Consider the following 22,547-nt stretch of genomic DNA (forward strand, 5'->3'; position numbering starts at 1 on the left):
CCTAAAACCCATTTCCGACACTCAAAAAACGCCCAGCCTTATCAGCTAAGCGGGTGCAAATATAGAGAGGTTTAAATGATACCACAAAACAATTTTGAAAAAAAATTCAAAAAAAATACAATGATTTGATTTTCAATGTTTTACAGTTAAAATAAATTAACCAGCGGGCACCACTAAACTTCCCTTCAAATTATTGCGACTTGTAAGATACTGAAAGAAAGTTAAATAGCAATCTAAACCGTCCACTATTGTAAGCATCACATCAAGATACTATCTTTGCGCTCCATCCAAAACAAAGGAGAACAAATGATCGAGATTACATTGCCTGATGGCGCAATTAAGAAAGTTTCCGAAGGGACCACTCCCATGGAAATAGCGAAAAGCATAAGTGAAGGGTTAGCCCGTAATGTTATTGCAGCTAAATTCAATGATACGGTTGTGGAAACCGTCACTCCTTTAAGCCAAGATGGAACACTGACCCTATATACATGGAATAACACCGAAGGCAAACATGCGTTTTGGCATTCTTCTTCACATGTGTTGGCCCAAGCTTTGGAGGAACTTTACCCAGGAATCAAATTGACTATTGGGCCTGCAATTGAAAATGGATTCTATTATGATGTCGATTTCGGTGATCACACCATTTCTGAAAAGGACTTTCCGAACATTGAAAAGAAGGCATTGGAAATTGCCAGAGGAAAGCATGATTACAAAATGCGAAGTGTATCCAAATCAGATGCGTTGTCCTATTACAAATCACAAGACAACCAATACAAGGTAGAATTAATTGAAAACCTGGAAGATGGTACCATCACCTTTTGTGACCATAGCTCCTTCACCGATTTATGCCGAGGTGGACATATTCCAAATACGGGCATCATAAAAGCTTTCAAAATCCTTAGTGTTGCCGGAGCGTATTGGAGAGGCGACGAAAACAACAAACAACTCACTCGAGTATACGGGATTTCCTTCCCAAAGCAAAAAGAGCTGACTGAATACTTAGAGCTACTAGAGGAGGCCAAAAAAAGAGATCATAGGAAACTTGGTAAGGAATTGGAGCTTTTCACATTTTCTCAAAAGGTAGGACAGGGTCTTCCGCTTTGGTTGCCAAAAGGTGCTGCTCTTCGGGATCGATTAGAGCAATTCCTAAAAAAGGCTCAAAAGAAAGCTGGGTATGAAATGGTGGTTACACCACATATCGGTCAAAAAGAACTTTATGTGACTTCTGGTCACTACGCTAAATATGGTGAAGACAGTTTTCAACCCATACATACTCCAAAGGATGATGAAGAATTCTTGCTAAAACCAATGAACTGTCCGCATCACTGTGAAATCTACAATAGTAGCCCTTACAGTTATAAGGATCTACCTAAAAGATATGCCGAATTTGGAACGGTTTATAGATATGAACAAAGTGGTGAGCTTCATGGTTTAACGAGGGTGCGCGGATTTACGCAAGATGATGCACATATATTCTGCACGTCTGACCAATTGAATGAAGAGTTCAAAAATGTAATAGATCTTTCCTTATACGTATTGAATTCTCTAGGTTTTGAAAATTTCACAGCTCAAGTATCTGTTAGAGATTTGGATAAACCGGAAAAGTATATTGGGGAACCAGAAAATTGGGAGCGCGCGGAACAGGCCATAATAAATGCTGCAGAGGAAAAAGGTTTGGATTTTGTTATTGAGCCTGGTGAAGCTGCATTTTACGGTCCAAAATTGGACTTTATGGTTAAAGATGCGTTAGGCAGACAATGGCAATTGGGTACAATACAAGTAGACTATAATCTACCGGAACGATTTGATCTTACCTATAAAGGCAGTGACAACGAATTACATAGACCAGTGATGATTCATCGCGCACCTTTTGGAAGTTTAGAGCGATTCGTAGCAATTTTGCTGGAACATACTGGTGGAAATTTCCCATTATGGCTAATTCCAGATCAAGCTATTGTATTGCCTGTCAGTGAGAAACATGAAAAATATGCACAAAAAGTTTTGAATTCACTGGAAAATCACGAAATTCGCGCGCTCATTGATAATAGGAATGAGACGGTCGGGAAGAAAATCCGTGAAGCTGAAATGAAGAAAATCCCATTCATGCTTATTGTCGGTGAGCAGGAAGAAGCGTCTGAAACCATATCGGTTAGAAGACATGGAGGGGAAGATTTTGGAGCCATCAGCATCCGTAAATTTTCTGACTTGGTAGCTACTGAAATAAATAGTACCTTAAAGTCGTTCTAAAAAATTTAGTTTAATTAAAATGTATAAGTCATAGCAATACGTAGAAGATTTAGGCCCCAACCAAGGAGGGAAAATAAAAACCCTCATAATATCAATGACAAAATAACCGCCCCAGAGGTGAGACTTGTTGGGGACAATGTAGAAGTTGGGGTTTACCCAATAGCCAAGGCGATGGCCAAGGCAAATGAACTGGAATTGGATTTGGTGGAAATTTCACCAAAAGCGAGTCCTCCAGTTTGTAAAATTATAGATTACAAAAAGTTCCTTTACGAACAAAAGAAGAGAGAAAAGGCCATGAAGGCCAAAGCGACGAAGGTAATAGTAAAGGAAATCAGGTTTGGTCCGCAAACTGACGATCATGATTACGAATTCAAGAAGCGTCATGCAGAGAAATTCTTGAAAGATGGTGCCAAGTTAAAGGCCTATGTATTTTTTAAGGGTCGATCTATTGTTTACAAGGACCAGGGAGAAATATTGTTGTTGCGTTTAGCCCAAGAGCTTGAAGAGCTAGGAAAGGTTGAACAGATGCCAAAATTGGAAGGTAAGCGTATGACCATGTTCATAGCACCTAAAACAAAAAAGTAGAAAGCGGGATACCGAGCTTTTTCGGTATATTATATAAACAGGAGAAAATGCCTAAAATGAAAACAAAATCCAGTGCCAAAAAGCGTTTTAAGCTTACCGGTTCTGGTAAAATCAAAAGAAAGCACGCTTTTAAAAGTCACATTTTGACTAAAAAATCGAAAAAGCGTAAGCTTAAGTTAACTCACTCTACTTTGGTACATGAGTCTGATGTTAACAGCATTAAAGAACAATTAAGATTAAAATAATTGTTCCAACAGGTACATTAATTATTAACCATGGAGTCAGGCTTTTAAAGTGTCACATTTAGACCGCCTGCTACAAAAAAATGAAACATTATGCCAAGATCAGTTAATTCAGTTGCTTCAAGAGCTAGAAGAAAAAAAGTGATGAAGCAAGCAAGAGGTTACTTTGGAAGACGTAAAAACGTTTGGACAGTAGCCAAAAATGCGGTAGAAAAAGCAATGCTTTATGCTTACCGTGATAGAAGAAACAAAAAACGTAATTTCCGCGCACTTTGGATAACCCGTATCAATGCAGGTGCAAGAATGCACGGAATGTCCTACTCTCAATTCATGGGTAAAGTAAAATCAAATGGTATTGAACTTAACAGAAAAGTTCTTGCCGATTTGGCGATGAACCACCCAGATGCTTTTAAAGCAATTGTTGAAAGAGTAAAATAAGAGTTAATATAAACTTACCCCGCTTATTAAAATCCCGCTCAATTGAGCGGGATTTTTTTATTTCCCAGTTGCAGTAACCACCAAACGTCTGCTAGATGCTCGATCACGATGTTCACATAAATAAATCCCTTGCCATATTCCTAAGTTAAGTTCTCCTTGAGTAATAGGTATGGTTACTGATACGCCAAGCAGTGAAGCTTTTATATGGGCAGGCATGTCATCGGGACCTTCGTAAGTATGAATATAATATGGCGCATTTTCAGGAACCATTTTATTGAAATGGCTTTCAAAATCCAACCTTACCGTTGGGTCTGCATTTTCATTGATACTTAAACTAGCCGAAGTATGTTTAATGAAAACTTGTAGTTGACCAATGGCAATATGTTTCAATTCTGGCAGGCTTTTTAATACCTCTGGAGTTATTAAATGAAAACCTCTTGGGTACGGGCCTAATTGCAATTCTGCTTGATAAAACTTCATATAAAACGAAAATAATATAAAGTTTACATGATTGTGCCTACTTCAACTACCTTTGCGGCTTAAATAGATTTTAATGGATCTTTCAAAAATAAAAATGGTGGTCTCAGATATGGATGGGACTTTGTTGAACTCCAAACATGAAGTTAGTCCACGATTTTTTGAACTATTTCAATTATTGCAACAAAAGAATATCCAATTTGTTGCGGCCAGTGGACGACAATACCATAGCATTGTGGATAAATTAAATCCAATCAAGGAAGACATATTGGTAATTGCCGAGAATGGGGCACTTGTAAAAGACAAGGAAAAAGAACTATTGGTCACTCCAATTCAGCAAGAATTAAAAACCCAACTCTTGCAAATCATTAATAGCATTGAAGGTGCCCATGCCATGTTGTGCGGTAAATACAACGCCTACTTTGATGAAAGATCATCTACTTTTCTTGGTGATTTAAAAGAATATTACTCTAGTTATGAGATTCACAAGAACCTAGGTGATGTAACTGATGAAATCATTAAGATTGCGGTTTATCATAACAAAAATGCCGAAACCTACATCTACCCTGCATTAAAGGAGCTGGAGCACATGCTTAAGGTCAAAGTTTCGGGTTTGTATTGGGTCGATTTAAACCATTCCGATGCCCATAAAGGCTATGCCCTGGATAAACTAATGAAAGCAAATGGTGTAGCATCTGACGAAGTTCTAGTTTTTGGGGATTACAATAATGATCTAGAAATGCTGGAACTAGCCGATTACAGTTTTGCTATGGCAAATGCGCATCCCAATGTCAAAAAAATAGCCAACTACGAAACCTCAAGTAATGATGATTTTGGGGTTGAACGAATTCTGGAAAAGTTACTATGACCCGAATGGCCCAATTGATTAAACAATTTAGTCTCCTACCCCATCCAGAGGGTGGATATTTTCGCGAAAACTATAGAAGTTCGGGCGAAATCAAGAGTACATCACTTGATTCTAATTATAAAGGTTCACGCAATTATTCTACCGCTATTTACTTTTTACTTACATCGGATACCTTTTCAGCCTTTCATAAGATAAACCAAGATGAAATTTGGCATTTTTATGAAGGTTCTCCGATACGACTTTTTACTATATCTGAAAAAGGGGTACTAAGCGAACATTTGATTGGTTCGGATTTTAATAACGGGCAACTACCACAACTAGTAGTTCCAGGCACTCATTGGTTCGCGGCAGAAATTTTAGACCCTAATTCGTATGCATTTGTTGGATGTACAGTTGCCCCAGGTTTTGATTTTGCGGATTTTGTTTTAGCAGAAAGGGAGTCACTTTCAGTAGAATTTCCACAACATAGTGATTTAATTCATCGATTAACTAGAATTGATGCTTAGGTTTTCTGCTTTTTCTTCCGAGCAGCCGGAAATAATACATTGTTAAGGATTAGGCGATAACCGGGAGAGGTAGGGTGTAGTTCCAATTCTGTTTTAGGGTCACCTACTCTATGTTGATAATCCTCGGGATCATGTCCTCCGTAAAACGTAAAGAAACCTTTTCCCTTTATACCGTGAATATATCTTGCTTCCCCGTTTAATTTGCTTTCCCCTAGCACCATTACTGTGGGTTTCACCTGAGCTCTAAAAAACGAGGTGGTTTGCCCCATAAAACCTTTAACCAATGAAGTGTGGTTTTGCGTTAACATCGTTGGTACAGGGTCCCATTTTGCAGAGAATTCCATTAATGAAAAGTAGTCCGACTCCCGGGGGATTTCTCGACGTTTGTTGGTCATATCTATCGAAGAGAATTCGTAGCGCAATGGGTTACGTTCCAAAACAAAATTGGTAAATGCGAAAGTGCTACTGTAATCCAGTTTACCTTGATAATTGGCATCTGAAGGGTCACCATCAAACATGGGTTCACATATATCCACATTTTCCGCGGCTAGGGCTATGTCAAAACTATCCGTTGCAGAACACATGGCAAACATAAATCCACCTCCAATAACGTAATCTCTTATATTGAGTGCTACAGCCCTTTTAGCTTCCGAAACCTTGTTATATCCTAATTTCTGCGCCAATGCTTCTGCTTCTTTCTTGGCTTCTATATACCAAGGTGCAGCCCTATAAGCACCATAGAACTTACCAAATTGCCCCGTAAAATCCTCATGATGCAAATGCAACCAATCATACAATACCAGTTTATTATCTAAAACCTCTTCGTCATACACTGTTACATAGGGTATTTCAGCATAGGTCAACACCATGGTAACGGCATCATCCCACGGATGGTTACCCGTTGGGGTATATACAGCAATCTTTGGTGCTTTTTCCAATATTACGGCTTCCTGATTTTGGGATGGACTACTAATCCTGTCCAAAATGGATTGGGCTTCGCCATCTGACAAAATTTCAAAGGAAACTCCTCTAATTTGGCATTCCTTTCGAATTACTTCGCCATCAGGTAACAAAAAGGACCCGCCTCTATAATTGAGCAACCATTGTACTTTCTGCTGTTTGCTCAATACCCAGTAGGTAATTCCGTAAGCTTTTAAATGATTTTCCTGTCCCTCAGCATCCATAGGAATCAGTATGGCAGACCCATAGCTGGAAAAGGACGCTAATAAAAAAAATAAAAAGAAGTTGGCCACTATTTTAGGTAGTGGTAATACGTATTGCTTAGAACGGTACGTCGTTATCTGGGTCATCATCAGAATTCATAGCACTTCCGAAAGCCTCATTGGTACTTGGAAGATTTGGTGTCGCAAATGGGTTCTCTTCATCCGCATTCATCTTCGATTGGAATTCAAATGGGGAATCAAAGTCATCCAAGTTATCAAATTTACCGAGTGCACCCACAAACTTTAACCTAATATTATCCAAACCACCATTTCTATGCTTTGCCACAATAAATTCTGCCTGCCCTTGAGTAGGTGTTCTTTCCTCATCGTCCCATTCGTCAATTTTATAATATTCAGGGCGATAAATAAAGGAAACAATATCGGCATCCTGCTCAATTGCTCCGGATTCCCTAAGGTCGGATAGAATAGGACGCTTGCTACCTCCCCTGGTTTCAACAGCCCTGGATAACTGTGAAAGTGCAATGACTGGCACATCCAATTCTTTGGCCAACGCCTTTAGATTACGTGAAATTGTGGAAATCTCTTGTTCTCTGTTTCCGCCTTTCTGACTTCCGCCAGCGGTCATCAATTGCAAATAATCGATTACGATTAAACGGATGCCGTGCTGCGAGGCCAATCTTCGAGCTTTGGCCCGCAAATCAAAAATGGATAATGAAGGGGTGTCATCAATAAATAATGGTGCTTTTTCTAATGCTTTAACCTTCACATTCAATTGTTCCCACTCATGCTTTTCCAAACGACCAGTCCTCAATTTTTCTGAAGACAATCCGGTTTCTGATGAAATAAGACGCGTGATCAACTGAACGGATGACATTTCCAAAGAGAAAAATGCAACTGGAATTTCCGAATTGACGGCAATGTTCCTTGCCATGGAAAGTGTTAAAGCCGTTTTACCCATACCAGGACGTGCAGCGACAATGATTAAATCTGAGGGCTGCCAACCAGATGTTAACTTATCCAATTTATCAAATCCTGAAGGAATACCACTTAAACCTTCCTTATTGGAAATCTCTTCAATCTTTTTCTTGGCTTGAATCACCAAATTTTGGGCAGTCTCAGCAGACCGTTTTAAGTTGCCTTGGGTGACCTCATATAATTTAGCTTCAGCATTGTCCAGTAAATCAAAGACATCTGTTGAATCGCTATACGCATCTTCGATTATTTCATTGGAAATCTTGATTAGACTTCGCTGAATGTATTTTTGGAGTATAATTCTGGCATGGAACTCAATATGGGCGGATGATGCCACTTTTTGAGTCAATTTTATCAAATAAAAGTCGCCGCCAATTGCTTCCAAGTGTCCATCCTTCTTTAATTGCGATGAAACCGTTAATAAATCCACTGGTTCAGAGGTTTCAAACAATTTGAAGATAGCTTCGTAGATGAATTTATGCCCTTCCTTATAAAAGACTTCTGGATGTAAGATATCTATTACTTCGTCCACACCCTTTTTGTCAATCATCATTGCTCCAAGTACAACTTCCTCTAAATCAACGGCTTGTGGCGGTATTTTACCACGCTCCAAGTTGATGAGCGTTGATTTATCGATTCTATGTGCACTGATTGGGCTAGGCTTGTCCATAGCTACGAATGTAGGTATTTAACCTTTAGTTAACTTTAAATTTTCACTAGGTGATGTCCACAGGTCATTAACAAAGTTACTGTTGATAACTTGGATTTTATGTTAATAACCCAAAATACTTTGAAGAAAAAAACTGAAAAAATCAGACAGTCCCCAGAAACCCTTGATTAGCCGTTAAAAACACCCATGGAAGCGTATTTTTCCATTCGTGTTTTCACTAATTCTTTTGGTGATAACTTTTTGAGTTCCTCAAAATGAGCAGAAATCTTGCTACGAACTGTTTCAAAAGTCTTGTCCCTATTTGAATGTGCTCCACCTAAAGGTTCTTTGACGATCTCATCAACCAGTTTCTGCTTTTTCATATCTGTTGCGGTCAGTTTAAGCGCATCTGCCGCTTGCTCTTTATACTCCCAGCTCCTCCATAAGATTGAAGAACAAGATTCAGGAGAAATCACGGAGTACCAAGTGTTTTCAAGCATAAGCACTTTATCCCCAACACCTATTCCCAAGGCACCACCAGAAGCACCTTCTCCGATAATTACAACAATGATCGGAACTTTAAGTCGGGTCATCTCCAGAATGTTTCTTGCAATAGCTTCACCCTGTCCTCTTTCCTCAGCTTCAATGCCTGGATAGGCCCCAGGAGTGTCGATAAAGCATACTACAGGAATTCCAAATTTTTCTGCGGATTTCATTAATCGTAGCGCCTTTCGGTACCCTTCAGGATTTGCCATCCCAAAATTTCGATATTGTCTGGTTTTGGTATTATAGCCTTTTTGTTGGCCAATGAACATATAGCTTTGATCTCCTATTTTACCGAGACCACCAATCATTGCCTTGTCGTCCTTTACATTTCTGTCTCCATGTAATTCCAAGAATGTGTCCCCACAAATGGCATTGATGTAGTCCATGGTATATGGTCTATTTGGATGCCTGGAAAGTTGGACACGCTGCCAAGCAGTAAGGTTTTTATAGATATCCTTTCGGGTCTCTTCCAGTTTCTTTTCAATTTGCAAACAGGTTTCGCTTACATCCACATCACTTTCTTCACCAATGATCATGCATTTCTGCAGTTGCTCTTCAAGTTCTTTTATGGGATGTTCAAATTCCAAGTATTCCATGGTAGGTAGTTTCAACTAAAATATAGGGGTCAAATATATAACATTATTGGCATAACCATAGTGCCTCAATTTTTCAAATCCCAGGTAAACTTTAAGGTTATTTTCTAGCGTTTCGCTTTCATCAACATATATACCGCGAAGACGCCGAATATCACATTGGGAATTGTAACTGCGAGGATGGGTGAAAATCCAGATTGCTCTGCAAGTGTGCCAAAAACTTTATCAAAAAAGATGTAAATAAAGGCCACTCCAATTCCAAAAGCAAGGTTCAGTCCCATTCCGCCTCTACGTTTAACTGATGACACTGCAACTGCTATAATAGTTAGGATAAAGGCCGTAATGGGAAGGGCCCAACGCTTGTATTTCACCAATACATAGGTATTGATATTGGACGCGCCTTTACTTTTTTGATCTTCGATAAAGCTATTAAGTTCAAACAGGTTTTTCGTTTCCGCTACATAGGAAACCGGCGTCAAATCCTCTATTTTAAAGCTAAACAAAGTATCCAATCTTCGTTTGGTTTCCATGATTTCCACTCCATCACGTAGCTTTCGTTTTACGTAATTGGTCATTCGGTAAAGGCTATCCTTTTCTACCCACCTTATATTGGAAGCGGAAATTTTATAATCCAACTGTTTGATGGAATCAAAGTGTTCAAAAGTGAAGTTATAGCCAACTTTTCTACTGGGTTCAAATCGACTTACATAAATGTAATCCGTGTCGTTCAATTGATTGAAAATATTCGAAGTTTCCTGGACTTTTCTTCCACGCTTGAAGTATTTGTATTCAAACTCATTGTAGCCAATACTTGCATGTGGCACAATAAACATACCCATTAAAAAAATCAATATGGCCACCATGGTGGCACCTATAAAATACGGTCGTAAAAAACGCCAATAGGAAACCCCTGAACTTAAAATGGCTACGATTTCCGTATTACTTGCCAATTTGGAAGTAAAGAAGATTATGGAGAGGAATAGAAAAATAGGTAACAATAAGTTTCCTATGACCAAGGTGAAATTTCCATAAAATACAATGACTTCTCCTAAGGGTGCTTCATTGTCAATGATTTTCCCCACTTTTTCGGCCAAATTGGCCATAATTCCAATGGGAATAAACAGCAATAACATCCCCAGGAAGGTAACTAGGTAACGCTTTAATATGTATCTGTCAAGAATCGTGAGCATTACAATCTTTTGTCCATTTGTTGAACCATTTGGGTTTTCCACTGGAAAAAATCCCCTGCTAAAATACGTTCTCTAGCTGTACGCACCAACCACAAGTAAAAACCTAGATTATGTATGGTGGCAATTTGTTTACCTAAATATTCATTGGCCGCAAATAGATGCCTCAAGTACGCTTTGGAGTATTCTGTATCTACAAATGTGATACCCATTTCATCAATCGGTGAAAAATCATTTTCCCATTTTTTGTTTTTGATGTTTATGGTCCCGTGAGCCGTGAAAAGCATACCGTTCCTGGCATTTCGAGTTGGCATCACACAGTCGAACATATCAACGCCCAATGCAATATTTTCCAAAATATTAATTGGTGTTCCAACACCCATGAGATATCTAGGTTTGTCTTCTGGAAGAATATCACAGACCAATTCTGCCATTTCATACATTTCCTCCGCCGGTTCTCCAACCGATAATCCTCCAATGGCATTCCCCTCAGCACCAACAGAAGCAATATATTCAGCTGATTGTTTTCTAAGGTCCTTAAAAGTGGACCCTTGAACAATAGGAAAAAACGTTTGTGAATAGCCGTATTTGTAAGGTAGTTTTTCCAAATGGGCAATACAACGATCCAACCACCTGTGGGTTAAATGCATGCTGCGTTTTGCATAATTGTAATCACAGGGATACGGCGTACATTCATCAAAAGCCATGATAATATCAGCCCCAATGGTTCGCTGGATTTCCATGACGTTTTCTGGGGTGAAGACATGCAATGAGCCATCAATATGCGATTTGAACTTTACCCCTTCTTCTTTGATTTTTCTGTTATTGGAAAGGGAATATACCTGATAACCACCACTATCGGTCAAAATATTTCTATCCCAACCCATGAATTTATGTAGCCCACCAGCTTGCTCCAATATCTCAACGCCTGGCCTTAAATACAAATGGTAGGTATTCCCGAGGATAATATCAGGATTGATATCATTGGTCAATTCCCGTTGATGCACTCCTTTCACTGATGCCACGGTACCAACAGGCATAAAAATGGGCGTTTGTATGCTACCGTGGTCTGTCTGGATTTCTCCTGCTCTTGCCTTACTGAGTTCGTCCTTCTTTACTAAAGTAAAATCCAAAAAAATCGCTTTTAAAACCGCAAATATAGGTATCTCGTTAGCAGAAAGCCTTAACAAAAAAATAAAGTTTGTATCCGCAAACCGTTTCGTAAATTATGAGGCAAGTGCTTGTTTAACAAAGTGAATGCCGTTACTTTTGGAACCTTAAAATCAATGCAATGCCAAATACACAAGAATTACAGGATTTAGTGACCCAAGTGCGTAGGGATATTTTGCGCATGGTCCACAAGGTAAATTCAGGTCACCCAGGAGGCTCCTTGGGTTGCACAGAGTACTTTGTTGCCCTTTATAATGATATCATGGATTTGAAAGAGGGTTTTGATATGGATGGAATTGGAGAAGATGTATTTTTCTTGTCCAATGGTCATATCTCACCTGTATATTATAGTGTACTTGCAAGAAGGGGGTATTTCCCGGTTGATGAATTGAATACCTTCCGTTTAATAGATTCAAGACTTCAAGGTCATCCTACCACGCATGAAGGTTTGCCAGGTGTACGAATTGCTTCTGGTTCTTTGGGACAAGGGATGTCTGTTGCCATTGGTGCCGCGCAAGCCAAAAAACTGAATGGCGACGATACGTTGGTCTTTAGTTTACATGGGGATGGCGAGTTACAGGAAGGTCAAAATTGGGAAGCTATAATGTACGCTGCTGGTAATAAAGTAGATAATCTAATTGCCACAATTGATCGCAATGGCCAACAAATAGATGGTGGTACCGAGGATGTATTGCCGTTAGGTGATGTTGCCGAAAAGTTCCGCGTATTTGGATGGGATGTATTGGAAATTGAAAACGGTAATGATTTAGAGCAGGTAATTGCTGGATTAAACGAAGCTAAAAGCAGAACTGGAAAAGGAAAGCCAGTTTGTGTTGTTATGACTACCGAAATGGGTAATGGTGTAGATTTTATGATGTACACCCATGCATGGCATGGTAAAGCACCAAGCGACGAACAATTGGAAACGGCTTTGGCGCAAAATCCAGAAACTTTAGGCGATTATTAATATTCAAGACATCAAGATGACAAAATATACAGACCAAGGAAAACAGGATACTAGAAGTGGGTTTGGGGCAGGAATGACCGAACTTGGACGAACCAATCCTAATGTAGTTGCGCTTTGTGCCGATTTAGTTGGTTCCCTGAAAATCCAAACTTTTATTGATGAAAACCCAGAACGTTTTTTCCAAGTTGGGATTGCCGAAGCAAATATGATGGGCATTGCGGCTGGATTGACCATTGGTGGTAAAATTCCATTTACCGGTACTTTCGCCAATTTCTCAACTGGTAGGGTTTACGATCAAATTCGTCAATCCATTGCCTATTCTGATAAAAATGTAAAAATCTGTGCTTCCCATGCCGGTATTACCTTAGGAGAAGATGGTGCCACACACCAGATTTTGGAAGATATTGGATTGATGAAGATGCTTCCGGGCATGACGGTAATAAATCCCTGTGATTTTAACCAGACCAAGGCCGCCACGTTAGCCATTGCAGAGCACCATGGCCCAGTCTATTTACGATTTGGAAGACCAAAAGTGGCCAATTTCACTCCTGTAGATCAGAAATTTGAGATTGGTAAAGCGCTGATGTTAAATGAAGGTACCGATGTTACCATCATAGCAACAGGACACTTGGTATGGCAATCCCTAATTGCCGCAGAAAATTTGGAAAACCAGGGAATTTCAGCCGAAGTCATTAATATTCACACCATTAAACCACTTGATGATGCAGCAATTCTTGCCTCTGTCAAAAAAACAGGGTGTGTGGTTACTGCTGAAGAGCACAACTATTTAGGTGGACTTGGCGAAAGTGTTTCCCGCGTGCTAAGTACAAACCATCCTGCACCACAGGAGTTTGTAGCTACACAGGATACTTTTGGTGAAAGTGGTACACCTGACCAGTTAATGGACAAGTACGGACTAAACAATAAAGCCATAGAAGCAGCCGTTTTAAGAGTGTTGAAACGAAAATAGTTTTCGGTATCATCTTTGATACATTTCATCAAACTAAAAAACGATGCACGTATGAAAAAAACACTTTTCATGGCAGCTTTTGCCCTGTTGGGAACTGCTGCATTTGCCCAAAGCGGTTCTGGCTTTGGTATTAAAGCAGGATTAAGTTATAACAAGAACGGTGATCTTATCGGCACTGTTGGAGATGCCGCCCAAAACATTGTTGAAGGCGCAGAAGGTAAAACTGGTTTCCATTTTGGTTTCTGGGGTAAATTGGATTTCCCAAAAATCTACATTAGACCTGAAGCTGTTTACACCCGCACCAAAAGTACATATAGCTTGGATGGTGAATCCAATGACTATGATGTCTCTAAACTTGATGTTCCTGTACTTTTAGGATATAAACTCGTTGGTCCGTTACATATTTTTGCTGGTCCAGCTTTCCAATATACGCTTAGCAATGATTTGGGCGATTTGGAAATAGCGGACGTGGAAAACGATTTTACCGTTGGTCTTAATGCTGGGGTTGGCGTTAATTTAGGTAAAGTTGGAGTTGATGTGCGTTACGAACGTGGGTTTTCAGAAAATGAGGCTGAGTTTATTGGCAACAATATCACAGATATTTCTGGTCGTGTAGATTCACGTCCTTCTCAAGTTATTTTTGCAGTATCACTGAAGCTATAAGCTGAAGTTTAGCATTATAAAAAAGGCCCCAAATTGGGGCCTTTTCTATTTTTAGTTTACATCAGGGTCCAAATAATTTGGTATCCCATCGTTATTATCATCTGGGTATGGAAAGATAATCTCACCTTGATCATTGGTAATCTCATCTCTTGTGGTAACACCATCACCATCGTCATCTGCATCTTGGAAATTGGCAAATGAAACGGTAATAGGCTCCGTATCAGCATCAGCATTGTCATCGTACAAATATCCATTCATATTAAAATCCTCTTGAATGGAAGGAATCCCATCGCCATCATGATCCGTTGGATTATACGTATATAAGTCTATTGAAAAAATCAACGGACTGTACTGCGGAATATCGCCTTGTATTCTATTGAAATTGCCGAGTCCAGATGGGAAAATAATCATTCCTACACCGTAATCATTTACAGTCACCGTACCATCACCGTTATCTATGGGTGGTGTTTCTCCTGTTTTAAAACTTGGCACTCCTTCAGCAAAACCGCGGAAACCTTGCGTAAGGTCTTGCAAACGTGCTAAATCAAACCAAACTGGATTGTTTAGCGCACTATCAAACGAAGAACCACTTAGTAGTGTTCCTTCATAGCGCACGAACACTGAATCTGCAACGGTTGGGTTTTCACCAACGCCAGTCCTTGCATCCAATACATAAAATTTATGAGGTATGTCTACTTCGTCTTGATCCAATAAAAACTCTGAAGCTGAAACCGTTACCGATTTCTCCTCAACAAAATCGAGCATCGGGGTTTTGGTAGCATTATCACCTGCAATAGTGTCTATCTTGATTCTAAAATCAAAACCTGCCGGTGGAGCCATAAACTCCTCATAGTTATAAAAATGCGTTTGTAAAAACTCTCTAATTTCCTCATCATTTTCCGCAGCAACCTCGGATAGTGACCTTGGTGGTATGGAGATGATATCGTTATCATCATCATTGCTACAGGAAACAATCAACAAAACGGCAAACAAATAAACAAATACTCCGTGCTTCATCAAGTTTGGTAATTAGCTGCGCAAGATACAATTTTCCACTATTTTTGTTGCGGGCATTAACAAAGATTTGCAGACTTTATGCGCATTGATAAATATCTCTGGTGTACTAGATACTTTAAAACCCGAAACGTTGCCGCAAATGCTGTTAAAAAAGGGCAAGTTAAGATCAATGGCAGTGCAGTAAAACCTTCTCGTGAGGTGTATCCAATGGATGTAATCGTGCTCCGTAAGAATCAAATTGACTACCAATTAACCGTTTTGGATATTCCTGAAAGTCGCGTTGGTGCAAAACTGGTAGACATGTACCGCAAGGATACCACGCCAAAAGAAGCATTTGAACATAACGAGCTATTGAAATTTGCTAAAGACCATTACCGAAAAAAAGGAATGGGAAGACCCACAAAAAAAGACCGCAGGGATATTGACGATTATATGGATGAATCTGAATAAACTGTTTTTTATCTTTGAAGGCATAAAACCCGTTTCATGTTGAACAAAATACTTTCCCACGACCAAATACAGCACAAAGTGAAGCGCATTGCCTATCAGATTTATGAAGCAAATGTGGATGAAAAGGAAATCATTGTAGCTGGTATTGACGGCGGGGGATTGACATTTGCGAAAAAGATAGGAACGGTTCTAAAAAAAATAACAGAGGCCGAAATTGTTTTGTGCAACCTAAAAATGGACAAAACCAATCCTTTGGAAAGTGGTGTCAGCACTTCAATCTCTGACGAAAAGTATAAAAACAAGTCCATTGTTGTTGTGGACGACGTTCTGAACTCAGGAAGTACGTTGATTTACGCAGCGCATCATTTTTTGAAAACGCCGATCAAACAACTGAAAACTGCTGTTTTGGTTAACAGGAACCATAAAAAGTATCCCATAAAAGCTGATTATAAAGGGATTTCATTATCCACCTCACTCAACGAGCACGTAAAGGTGGTGTTCGAGACTAAAAATGATGCCGTCTTCCTAGAGTAATTCCTGCTTGATTTCTGTAATCAACTCTTCAATGGATTTATCCAAACAGTCCAAAACAAGAGTGGCTTGGGAATAGTAATTACGCCTTTCGAACAAATGTTTCCCTACAAACTCCGCTAATTCATCTTCTGATAAGTCTTTTACCAATGGTCTTTGGTCTTTTTCTATGGCCATTCGATTTACCAAAGCCATGACCGGTAGCTGCAAATAGATGGAATGATCGGATTTGGCAAGAATGGTATTCATATTACCAGCATAGCAGGGTGTCCCTCCGCCTGTGGACAAAACCATGTTTTGCTTCTCTTCCAGCACTTTACTTAGCATTTGATGTTCCAATTTTCGAAAGAAAATCTCTCCTTTTTCCTGGAAAATCCCATTTATTGTATTTTGTTGTTCTTGTTCAATATAGTTGTCTAAATCCACAAATTCCAACCCTAATTCTTTTGCAAGTTGCTTACCCACAGAGGACTTTCCGCTTGCCATATAACCTACAAGTACTACTTTCATTCGTCAGATTGAATTTAGTTTTCAAAAAAACACAAATTTATCATTAAATCAACTTGTAAAATAGATTATTGATATTATATTTGCACCCGCTTAGCGCAACATTTTTAGTGTTACCAAAGCAAGACCTGATAGCTCAGTTGGTAGAGCATCTCCCTTTTAAGGAGAGGGTCCTGGGTTCGAGCCCCAGTCAGGTCACGGAAAAAGCCAGCTTTATGCTGGCTTTTTTTTGCGTTAACCCCAAAATAGTCCCCGCTTTCCGAATACCACACAGAAACCTTATCACTTTAACGAAATATCCATTGTAATCCGGCGACGCCAATAACTGGCAACGGTTTCTAGTAGTTGACCACAAGGTAGTTCAACGTACTCAGAATATTTTTTGTTTAATTTTTTTCATTTTTTCTTAAACATTTTATATATTAGTTCTATCCCTCATAAATAAAACGATTTGCGATGCTTAAGATTTTCAGAAAAAAAACGGAGCTAGAACGACTTCAAAAGGAATATTCCAGACTCTTAAAAGAAGCCCATATCCTTTCCACTTCAAACAGAAAATTAAGTGATCAAAAAATCTTCGAAGCTGAAGAAATCATAAAACAAATGGAAACTTTGGTTTAAGTTATTTAACAAGTTAAATCACCCTTTGCTTTTTGTATAGACACTTTTGGAAAATGGAAACCAGGTTTCCCCTCCGTCATAGGTTCCCTCTACCCAATGTTCAAAACCGGTATCTGAGATGGTAGCATAGGTTAGTTTGAAGTTGAGCTTTTTACCATCTTGCATAGCAATGGCCAAATCGGATTTCAAATTGGTAAACACAAAATCGTCCCCTACTTTATCACCTTCATATATATCCATGGAACCATATTCTTTATCCATAGCGCATAGTTTTAATTTTCCTAAACGGTAATCAAAGCCGATGTAGGTTATCATATTGATTTCCCCAAACCCTGTGATGTACTTCACTTTTTCTTGAATGAATTTGCCATCATGTTCTAGTGTTACATGAGCGATTGAATTACCGATTGAGTTCCAAGTTTTTTGATCTTTGGTTTCAAAGTTTTCCAAAGACCACTCCCCTTCCAGAAATTGTAGTTCCTTTAAAAAATCTGGCTTGGAATTTTCCTGACCAAAACCCACGATTACTATCAATAGAAAGGTTACGATATGTAAAACTTGTTTCTGTTTTCTTTTCATTGTTTTCATTTATTTGAATTGCTATCTAATTTATTATTAATCAACGTTTTAAAAAATCATATTTGGCTTGTAAGAACCAATTTTCACCACCATTTTTAGTTCCATCAATCTGCATACTAAAACCATCGTCATTCAAATCATCAATAATTATTCGATTGAACACTTTGACCCCTTCAGCATCCAAATAATGTGTACCTGATTCTAAATTGGTAAGTATTAATTGACCCTTTTCATTAAAATCTCCTTGATAGATGTCAATCATTGAGGTGGCTGAATCCAATGAGGTCAATACATATACTTTTCTAAACTGGTCATAAGCCATCGTGAGCTCATAAATGGTCCCTGAAGCGGTCATGTCCAGATGCAGGTAAGCCGCATTGAAACTATTGTGTATGACCAACAATTGGTCCTTGCCGTGATCTGGTTTACTTTCTTCCAAAAGAACCAAACTTCCTTGTTGATCTTGATAGTACATCTTATAATCATACAAGCCAAGTTGCATGGGAATAGTTTCACTCAGATTTTGCTGTCCATAGCATACATTGCAGAAAATCACAAGTAGCACTAGGTATATTATCCGTAGGGAAATCAATCGTTTCATTTGCTGTTTTTTAAGTTATGCCAATCCGGTTATGAGTTGTTCGCGTAGGGCTTCTTCAATTGGGGCTTCTCGCAGTCGAATCCCTGTTATGTTGTAAATCGCATTTAACACTGCAGGCGCTACCCCGGGAACACCTGGTTCACCAACACCTGTGGGAAGGTTGTCTGTCTCAACTATATGTACTTCAATTTTAGGGTTGTCAATCATTCGTAGTGGTTCGTAATCATGAAAGTTGGACTGTTGAACCTTACCTTCCTCAACAGTTATAACCTGTTTCATCAACGCGCTCAAACCCCAAACAATGCTTCCTTCAATCTGAGATTTCACCTGACTCGGGTTAATTACCCGGCCACAGTCCACTACTGAAGTGAATTTGTGGATCTTCAATCTGCCATTTTCCACAGATACTTCTGCGATATGACTACAATATGAATAATTATACATGATAGCCGATACGCCCACGCCTGTTTGTCCCTGCTTTGTTCCTTTATAGTTGGCTTTTTCCTTGGCAACTTCTAAAGTACGTCTCAATCGCTTGGCATCCAGTTGATAATCGGAATCAGGATTTCGGTTTAATCCGGAAACATCAGCATTCTGCAAGTACTCCAATCTCAATTCCAATGGGTCTCGAGCCATTTCATGGGCAACCTCATCCATAAACGATTCCATGGCAAATCCCCATGGATAAGCCATCACGCTTCGCCACGACGCCCTTGGTAATACGGATTTAGCCATATGTGGAATACTTTCGTGAAAGGCAATTGGTTTACCATACAAATACGATGGGTAATTAGAAGCTCTAGTGAAATAGCCTTTGTTTTTAAATCTCAATAATCGATTTCGAGTATCAAATTCTGCAGACCAATACTCGATACTATACGGATGGTATTTGGAAGTGGCAATGGTATCTTCCCGCGTCCAAATCAATTTTACCGGTTTTTTGACTTTTCTTGAAAGAATAACCGCTTCCTCAACAAAATCTGTAAAAAACCGTCTGCCAAAGCCTCCTCCCGCAATCTTGTTATGCACAACTATCGATGCTTCCGGCATTCCAGTGAATTGAGCAATACGCCAGCGCGTCATTTGTGGTGCCTGTGTTCCAACCCAAATTTCAATCTCGGTACCCTTATGATGCGCCACGGTATTCAATGGCTCCATACACGCATTGGCTTGATATGGAATCTTGTAGGCTGCTGAGATGGTTTTTGCAATAGAAAGATTCGCCCTCGTGTTCAATGAATTGACCTGGGACTTTTTTTGCTCAAAATCAGCGATTACGGTATCCGTATTTTTAGCTTCATTAGGCCCATCTTCCCATGTAATGTCCAATAATTCGCTCGCTTGGATTGCCTTCCAATAAGAATCTGCAATTACTGCAACGCCAGAACGTACTCCGCCTAAAAAATCATCTTCTTCAGGAATTGGAACCGGTTCCACTTCAAAAATGTCAAGAACTCCCTCGATTTCTCGTGCTTTTGTGGAAACAAAAGATTTTACCCTCCCACCAAATACCGGACTTCTTTTAATTCGGGCATAGACCATATCAGGTACAGAGACGTCTATAGCATATTCCAATGCTCCCGTTACTATTTTTTTATTTTTGGGTCCCGATGGGGAACTACCAATATATTCGTAATCAGAGGCATCCTTGAATTTTAAATCTGTGGGTGGGTATTCAGTTTTGACAGAAGTCAATAATTCGCCAAATGGGATTTTATTGGCATTGTCTCTTTGATGGACATATCCCATTTTAGTGTAGCAATCCTCGATACTAATTTTCCATTTTCTTGCTGCTGCTTGTATCAACATTTCTCGTGTTGCAGCAGCGGCTTCCCTTAAAGGAACCCATAACTTTCGTATGCCATTGCTCCCTCCAGTTCCTTGCGTATTGGGAAATTTTTCAGAGCTCCCATCTGCCAACTCAATTTTAATTTGATTCCAATCTGCGCCTAATTCATCAGCCAATATCTGGGCCAGTCCTGTTGAAGTACCTTGACCAAGTTCCGATTGTGGGCAGGTGAATGTTATGGCTCCTGTTTGGTCAATCTTAATGAAAAAGTTAGGTTCCCAGGTATCAACATCAGTAGTAGAACACGCCTGTAACCCAATCATGGAACTTACCAAAATTCCTCCCGACCCAAGACTTGTGACTTTGATAAAATTTCTTCTATTTAATCCCATCACCATCATTTTTAAGGGTTAATATGGCCTTTTCTACACGGGGATAGGTTCCACACCTACATAAATTCCCATTCATTGCAGTTTTTATCTCTGCTTCGCTTGGATTTGGATTGTTTTCCAAAAGAGCGACTGCACTAATAATCTGTCCACTTTGGCAATACCCGCATTGTGGCACATCGTGTTCAATCCATGCTTTTTGAACGGGATGCAATCCACTGTCATCGGATAATCCTTCAATGGTTGTTATTGATTTTCCGTCCAACATTTCAATTGGTAACATGCAAGCGCGTCTAGACTGTTCATCAATCAGTACGGAACATGCCCCGCACTGGCCTATTCCGCAACCGTATTTGGTACCGGTCAGACCAATTATGTCACGTAATATCCATAGCAAGGGTGTTTTTGGGTCCTCCTCTACATTGTAGGGTTTACCATTGATTTTGAGTGAAATCATTGGAAAGTAATTTTAGTTAGTTCTATTAATATACACTTGGCTTAGGTGGCTTTACAACAACTAAAATCCTTAGGATGTTCAATCCTTGGTTGAAGTAAAACCATAGCCTGATTATGTATTCCGAACTATTGGTGATATTAGTTGTGCAGATTTGACCAATTTGGAATGCCCCAATTTACCATTTTGAATAGGTAACAAGAAACTTCCGTTGTTAAATTTGATGTTCATACTTTGATTTACTTATTTCGTTCCAAAGCATCTTGACTAAAACCGCGAATACAACCCCGAAAAAGAACATCGTAGACATACTCTTTATCCATGTAAAAGTATTAGCTGTTCTTACGGTGCTTTCATGTAGCTCTGGATAAGAACTCAGCATTTTTAGAATCCAAAAATTCTCCATATAATCTGCCATCCCGGCCAAGATGGGTAAACAACACAACCACCATAAAGGGGGTTTATATTGATTGGACTTTTTTAATAATAGACCCAATATCATGGCATAGGTAATGGCAAAAAGAAAGGGATAAATCATATCCAATGGCAGTTGACTTCGCAGGTATACCAATCTGCCATTGTTCCCTAAGCTACTGAAAAGGCTGTTCACATAATTCCAATCATAACCCATGGGCATCATGTCCAGTAAAGGCATATCATTGGCATATATCATTGTCATTGGTATGGTTACCATCAACATAATCACGTAGATTATATTGGTAAGTATGAACAATCCCAAAATCGTCATTTTCCCTTTCTTAGAATCCAGAAAGTGACCAATCCGATAAATTCTATGACTCATGCGAAATGCCCTGAAAATTTAACCTTCTTTCAATTGAAGTTTAATTTGTTTTTGATAGTTATTGTAGTCCACATAATCTTGATGTGAAACTAGTTTACCGTCTTTGAATCTAAGAATTGTTGTAATTGGAACAGAAACAAAGATTTCGCCATCCGCAGCCTCTCCGTACCATTGTTTTGGAAGTACTAATTCAAATGTTGAATTGACCACCGCATAAGTTCCTGACACAAAATATTCCTTAACAGCAAAATTCACGTACTCGGGTGGGCCATCAGGAAAAATCCCCGCCATCAGTTCTACCAATTTATCTTTGCCCTTCACATTAAACTTGGGACCAAACACCTCTAGCGCTGTTGGGTCCTTAAATTGAACTGAATCCTCGTAATACGTGCCCATCTTTTGTGGATTCCATTCACTATATGCCGCCATATAGCCTAAGGCCAGTTCTTCAATAGATTTGGTTTCGTTTTGTGCATTCATGTGTATACCAAGCAGGGTGATACCCAGTATTAAAACCATCGTTTTTTTCATATTCCAAGAGTT

Annotated in this window: 26 protein-coding genes and 1 tRNA gene; 13 read left to right on the top strand and 14 right to left on the bottom strand. The window is 39.3% G+C overall.

Annotated features, from left to right (window positions below; all coding sequences use genetic code 11):
• Positions 1-306: 306 nt before the first annotated feature.
• From thrS to rplT, 4 genes are all read left to right on the top strand, one after another.
• Positions 307-2,247 (top strand): threonine--tRNA ligase, encoded by a 1,941-nt coding sequence (gene thrS, locus M3P19_RS16215; protein ID WP_249658751.1) that lies wholly within the window; start codon positions 307-309, stop codon positions 2,245-2,247.
• 30 nt (positions 2,248-2,277) lie between these two features.
• On the top strand, positions 2,278-2,832 hold the full coding sequence (gene infC / locus M3P19_RS16220) for a translation initiation factor IF-3 (RefSeq protein ID WP_417953934.1): 555 nt from the start codon (positions 2,278-2,280) through the stop codon (positions 2,830-2,832).
• A gap of 47 nt (positions 2,833-2,879) precedes the next feature.
• Positions 2,880-3,077 (top strand): 50S ribosomal protein L35, encoded by a 198-nt coding sequence (rpmI, locus tag M3P19_RS16225; protein WP_073181711.1) that lies wholly within the window; start codon positions 2,880-2,882, stop codon positions 3,075-3,077.
• Between the two features lie 90 nt (positions 3,078-3,167).
• Complete coding sequence (gene rplT, locus M3P19_RS16230) at positions 3,168-3,512, top strand: 50S ribosomal protein L20 (protein WP_249658753.1); 345 nt, start codon at positions 3,168-3,170, stop codon at positions 3,510-3,512.
• Between the two features lie 57 nt (positions 3,513-3,569).
• On the opposite strand, the gene M3P19_RS16235 is transcribed toward rplT, so the two are convergent.
• A complete protein-coding gene (locus M3P19_RS16235) occupies positions 3,570-3,992 on the bottom strand; it encodes a secondary thiamine-phosphate synthase enzyme YjbQ (RefSeq protein WP_249658754.1) in 423 nt (140 codons plus the stop codon).
• 73 nt (positions 3,993-4,065) lie between these two features.
• On the opposite strand from M3P19_RS16235, the gene M3P19_RS16240 reads away from it, so the two are divergent.
• Positions 4,066-4,857, top strand: a complete 792-nt coding sequence (locus M3P19_RS16240) for an HAD family hydrolase (RefSeq protein WP_249658755.1) — start codon at positions 4,066-4,068, stop codon at positions 4,855-4,857.
• Positions 4,858-4,862: 5 nt separating this feature from the next.
• Positions 4,863-5,363, top strand: coding sequence for a cupin domain-containing protein (locus tag M3P19_RS16245; RefSeq protein WP_313791630.1), 501 nt, complete (start codon positions 4,863-4,865; stop codon positions 5,361-5,363).
• Here M3P19_RS16245 and M3P19_RS16250 read toward each other — a convergent pair.
• The 5 genes from M3P19_RS16250 to tgt all read right to left on the bottom strand — a co-directional run bounded on the left by M3P19_RS16250 (position 5,360) and on the right by tgt (position 11,627).
• Complete coding sequence (locus M3P19_RS16250) at positions 5,360-6,547, bottom strand: asparagine synthetase B (RefSeq protein WP_249658757.1); 1,188 nt, start codon at positions 6,545-6,547, stop codon at positions 5,360-5,362. The two genes, M3P19_RS16245 and M3P19_RS16250, sit on opposite strands and share 4 nt — an antisense overlap.
• 97 nt (positions 6,548-6,644) lie before the next feature.
• Positions 6,645-8,189: a replicative DNA helicase gene (gene dnaB / locus M3P19_RS16255; protein ID WP_249658758.1), complete on the bottom strand. Its 1,545-nt coding sequence runs from the start codon at positions 8,187-8,189 to the stop codon at positions 6,645-6,647.
• Positions 8,190-8,356: 167 nt separating this feature from the next.
• Positions 8,357-9,310: an acetyl-CoA carboxylase carboxyltransferase subunit alpha gene (locus tag M3P19_RS16260; protein WP_249658759.1), complete on the bottom strand. Its 954-nt coding sequence runs from the start codon at positions 9,308-9,310 to the stop codon at positions 8,357-8,359.
• A gap of 104 nt (positions 9,311-9,414) precedes the next feature.
• Positions 9,415-10,497, bottom strand: a complete 1,083-nt coding sequence (locus M3P19_RS16265) for an LptF/LptG family permease (protein ID WP_249658760.1) — start codon at positions 10,495-10,497, stop codon at positions 9,415-9,417.
• Positions 10,497-11,627, bottom strand: a complete 1,131-nt coding sequence (gene tgt, locus M3P19_RS16270) for a tRNA guanosine(34) transglycosylase Tgt (protein WP_249658761.1) — start codon at positions 11,625-11,627, stop codon at positions 10,497-10,499. Before tgt ends, M3P19_RS16265 begins: the two co-directional genes overlap by 1 nt.
• Before the next feature lie 158 nt (positions 11,628-11,785).
• On the opposite strand from tgt, the gene M3P19_RS16275 reads away from it, so the two are divergent.
• From M3P19_RS16275 to M3P19_RS16285, 3 genes are read left to right on the top strand one after another with little or no spacing between them, the layout of a single operon-like run.
• Positions 11,786-12,631, top strand: a complete 846-nt coding sequence (locus M3P19_RS16275) for a transketolase (protein WP_249658762.1) — start codon at positions 11,786-11,788, stop codon at positions 12,629-12,631.
• Between the two features lie 16 nt (positions 12,632-12,647).
• A complete protein-coding gene (locus M3P19_RS16280) occupies positions 12,648-13,601 on the top strand; it encodes a transketolase family protein (protein ID WP_249658763.1) in 954 nt (317 codons plus the stop codon).
• Between the two features lie 51 nt (positions 13,602-13,652).
• Positions 13,653-14,264 carry an outer membrane beta-barrel protein gene (locus tag M3P19_RS16285; protein WP_249658764.1) on the top strand — a complete coding sequence of 204 codons (612 nt, stop codon included), beginning with the start codon at positions 13,653-13,655 and terminating at the stop codon, positions 14,262-14,264.
• Between the two features lie 51 nt (positions 14,265-14,315).
• Here the strand turns inward: M3P19_RS16285 and M3P19_RS16290 are convergent, their stop codons facing one another.
• Positions 14,316-15,281, bottom strand: a complete 966-nt coding sequence (locus M3P19_RS16290; RefSeq protein WP_249658765.1) for an FKBP-type peptidyl-prolyl cis-trans isomerase — start codon at positions 15,279-15,281, stop codon at positions 14,316-14,318.
• A 78-nt stretch (positions 15,282-15,359) separates the two neighbouring features.
• On the opposite strand from M3P19_RS16290, the gene M3P19_RS16295 reads away from it, so the two are divergent.
• Positions 15,360-15,731: an RNA-binding S4 domain-containing protein gene (locus M3P19_RS16295; RefSeq protein WP_249658766.1), complete on the top strand. Its 372-nt coding sequence runs from the start codon at positions 15,360-15,362 to the stop codon at positions 15,729-15,731.
• 36 nt (positions 15,732-15,767) lie between these two features.
• Complete coding sequence (locus M3P19_RS16300; protein ID WP_249658767.1) at positions 15,768-16,265, top strand: phosphoribosyltransferase family protein; 498 nt, start codon at positions 15,768-15,770, stop codon at positions 16,263-16,265.
• Here M3P19_RS16300 and M3P19_RS16305 read toward each other — a convergent pair.
• Positions 16,257-16,772, bottom strand: coding sequence for a shikimate kinase (locus M3P19_RS16305; protein ID WP_249658768.1), 516 nt, complete (start codon positions 16,770-16,772; stop codon positions 16,257-16,259). The genes M3P19_RS16300 and M3P19_RS16305 overlap by 9 nt on opposite strands.
• A 122-nt stretch (positions 16,773-16,894) precedes the next feature.
• Here M3P19_RS16305 and M3P19_RS16310 point away from each other — a divergent pair.
• A tRNA-Lys gene (locus tag M3P19_RS16310) sits at positions 16,895-16,967 on the top strand.
• 258 nt (positions 16,968-17,225) lie between these two features.
• Positions 17,226-17,390 (top strand): Lacal_2735 family protein, encoded by a 165-nt coding sequence (locus M3P19_RS16315; protein ID WP_249658769.1) that lies wholly within the window; start codon positions 17,226-17,228, stop codon positions 17,388-17,390.
• An 18-nt stretch (positions 17,391-17,408) separates the two neighbouring features.
• On the opposite strand, the gene M3P19_RS16320 is transcribed toward M3P19_RS16315, so the two are convergent.
• The 6 genes from M3P19_RS16320 to M3P19_RS16345 form a co-directional block, all read right to left on the bottom strand.
• Positions 17,409-17,969 (bottom strand): hypothetical protein, encoded by a 561-nt coding sequence (locus tag M3P19_RS16320; RefSeq protein ID WP_249658770.1) that lies wholly within the window; start codon positions 17,967-17,969, stop codon positions 17,409-17,411.
• 40 nt (positions 17,970-18,009) lie between these two features.
• On the bottom strand, positions 18,010-18,570 hold the full coding sequence (locus M3P19_RS16325) for a DUF1579 family protein (RefSeq protein ID WP_249658771.1): 561 nt from the start codon (positions 18,568-18,570) through the stop codon (positions 18,010-18,012).
• A 15-nt stretch (positions 18,571-18,585) separates the two neighbouring features.
• Positions 18,586-20,751 (bottom strand): xanthine dehydrogenase family protein molybdopterin-binding subunit, encoded by a 2,166-nt coding sequence (locus M3P19_RS16330; protein ID WP_249658772.1) that lies wholly within the window; start codon positions 20,749-20,751, stop codon positions 18,586-18,588.
• On the bottom strand, positions 20,738-21,205 hold the full coding sequence (locus M3P19_RS16335; RefSeq protein ID WP_249658773.1) for a (2Fe-2S)-binding protein: 468 nt from the start codon (positions 21,203-21,205) through the stop codon (positions 20,738-20,740). The genes M3P19_RS16330 and M3P19_RS16335 overlap by 14 nt, the downstream gene beginning before the upstream one ends.
• Before the next feature lie 211 nt (positions 21,206-21,416).
• A complete protein-coding gene (locus tag M3P19_RS16340; RefSeq protein WP_249658774.1) occupies positions 21,417-22,004 on the bottom strand; it encodes a hypothetical protein in 588 nt (195 codons plus the stop codon).
• 18 nt (positions 22,005-22,022) lie between these two features.
• Complete coding sequence (locus tag M3P19_RS16345) at positions 22,023-22,535, bottom strand: nuclear transport factor 2 family protein (protein ID WP_249658775.1); 513 nt, start codon at positions 22,533-22,535, stop codon at positions 22,023-22,025.
• Between the last annotated feature and the right edge of the window lie 12 nt (positions 22,536-22,547).

It is taken from the genome of Flagellimonas spongiicola, assembly GCF_023502425.1.
GTDB classification, from domain to species: Bacteria; Bacteroidota; Bacteroidia; order Flavobacteriales; family Flavobacteriaceae; genus Flagellimonas; species Flagellimonas spongiicola.

Bases quoted from the DNA above. Each gene is read 5' to 3' on its own strand.
- M3P19_RS16285 (WP_249658764.1), top strand. From the start codon at position 13,653: ATGAAAAAAACACTTTTCATGGCAGCTTTTGCCCTGTTGGGAACTGCT.
- M3P19_RS16330 (WP_249658772.1), bottom strand. From the start codon at position 20,751: ATGGGATTAAATAGAAGAAATTTTATCAAAGTCACAAGTCTTGGGTCG.
- M3P19_RS16260 (WP_249658759.1), bottom strand. From the start codon at position 9,310: ATGGAATACTTGGAATTTGAACATCCCATAAAAGAACTTGAAGAGCAA.
- M3P19_RS16325 (WP_249658771.1), bottom strand. From the start codon at position 18,570: ATGAAACGATTGATTTCCCTACGGATAATATACCTAGTGCTACTTGTG.
- M3P19_RS16245 (WP_313791630.1), top strand. From the start codon at position 4,863: ATGGCCCAATTGATTAAACAATTTAGTCTCCTACCCCATCCAGAGGGT.
- M3P19_RS16300 (WP_249658767.1), top strand. From the start codon at position 15,768: ATGTTGAACAAAATACTTTCCCACGACCAAATACAGCACAAAGTGAAG.
- M3P19_RS16235 (WP_249658754.1), bottom strand. From the start codon at position 3,992: ATGAAGTTTTATCAAGCAGAATTGCAATTAGGCCCGTACCCAAGAGGT.
- M3P19_RS16340 (WP_249658774.1), bottom strand. From the start codon at position 22,004: ATGAGTCATAGAATTTATCGGATTGGTCACTTTCTGGATTCTAAGAAA.
- dnaB (WP_249658758.1), bottom strand. From the start codon at position 8,189: ATGGACAAGCCTAGCCCAATCAGTGCACATAGAATCGATAAATCAACG.
- M3P19_RS16305 (WP_249658768.1), bottom strand. From the start codon at position 16,772: ATGAAAGTAGTACTTGTAGGTTATATGGCAAGCGGAAAGTCCTCTGTG.
- M3P19_RS16250 (WP_249658757.1), bottom strand. From the start codon at position 6,547: ATGGATGCTGAGGGACAGGAAAATCATTTAAAAGCTTACGGAATTACC.
- thrS (WP_249658751.1), top strand. From the start codon at position 307: ATGATCGAGATTACATTGCCTGATGGCGCAATTAAGAAAGTTTCCGAA.
- M3P19_RS16290 (WP_249658765.1), bottom strand. From the start codon at position 15,281: ATGAAGCACGGAGTATTTGTTTATTTGTTTGCCGTTTTGTTGATTGTT.
- M3P19_RS16265 (WP_249658760.1), bottom strand. From the start codon at position 10,497: ATGCTCACGATTCTTGACAGATACATATTAAAGCGTTACCTAGTTACC.
- M3P19_RS16315 (WP_249658769.1), top strand. From the start codon at position 17,226: ATGCTTAAGATTTTCAGAAAAAAAACGGAGCTAGAACGACTTCAAAAG.
- M3P19_RS16280 (WP_249658763.1), top strand. From the start codon at position 12,648: ATGACAAAATATACAGACCAAGGAAAACAGGATACTAGAAGTGGGTTT.
- M3P19_RS16320 (WP_249658770.1), bottom strand. From the start codon at position 17,969: ATGAAAAGAAAACAGAAACAAGTTTTACATATCGTAACCTTTCTATTG.
- M3P19_RS16295 (WP_249658766.1), top strand. From the start codon at position 15,360: ATGCGCATTGATAAATATCTCTGGTGTACTAGATACTTTAAAACCCGA.
- M3P19_RS16335 (WP_249658773.1), bottom strand. From the start codon at position 21,205: ATGATTTCACTCAAAATCAATGGTAAACCCTACAATGTAGAGGAGGAC.
- rpmI (WP_073181711.1), top strand. From the start codon at position 2,880: ATGCCTAAAATGAAAACAAAATCCAGTGCCAAAAAGCGTTTTAAGCTT.
- M3P19_RS16240 (WP_249658755.1), top strand. From the start codon at position 4,066: ATGGATCTTTCAAAAATAAAAATGGTGGTCTCAGATATGGATGGGACT.
- rplT (WP_249658753.1), top strand. From the start codon at position 3,168: ATGCCAAGATCAGTTAATTCAGTTGCTTCAAGAGCTAGAAGAAAAAAA.
- M3P19_RS16275 (WP_249658762.1), top strand. From the start codon at position 11,786: ATGCCAAATACACAAGAATTACAGGATTTAGTGACCCAAGTGCGTAGG.
- M3P19_RS16345 (WP_249658775.1), bottom strand. From the start codon at position 22,535: ATGAAAAAAACGATGGTTTTAATACTGGGTATCACCCTGCTTGGTATA.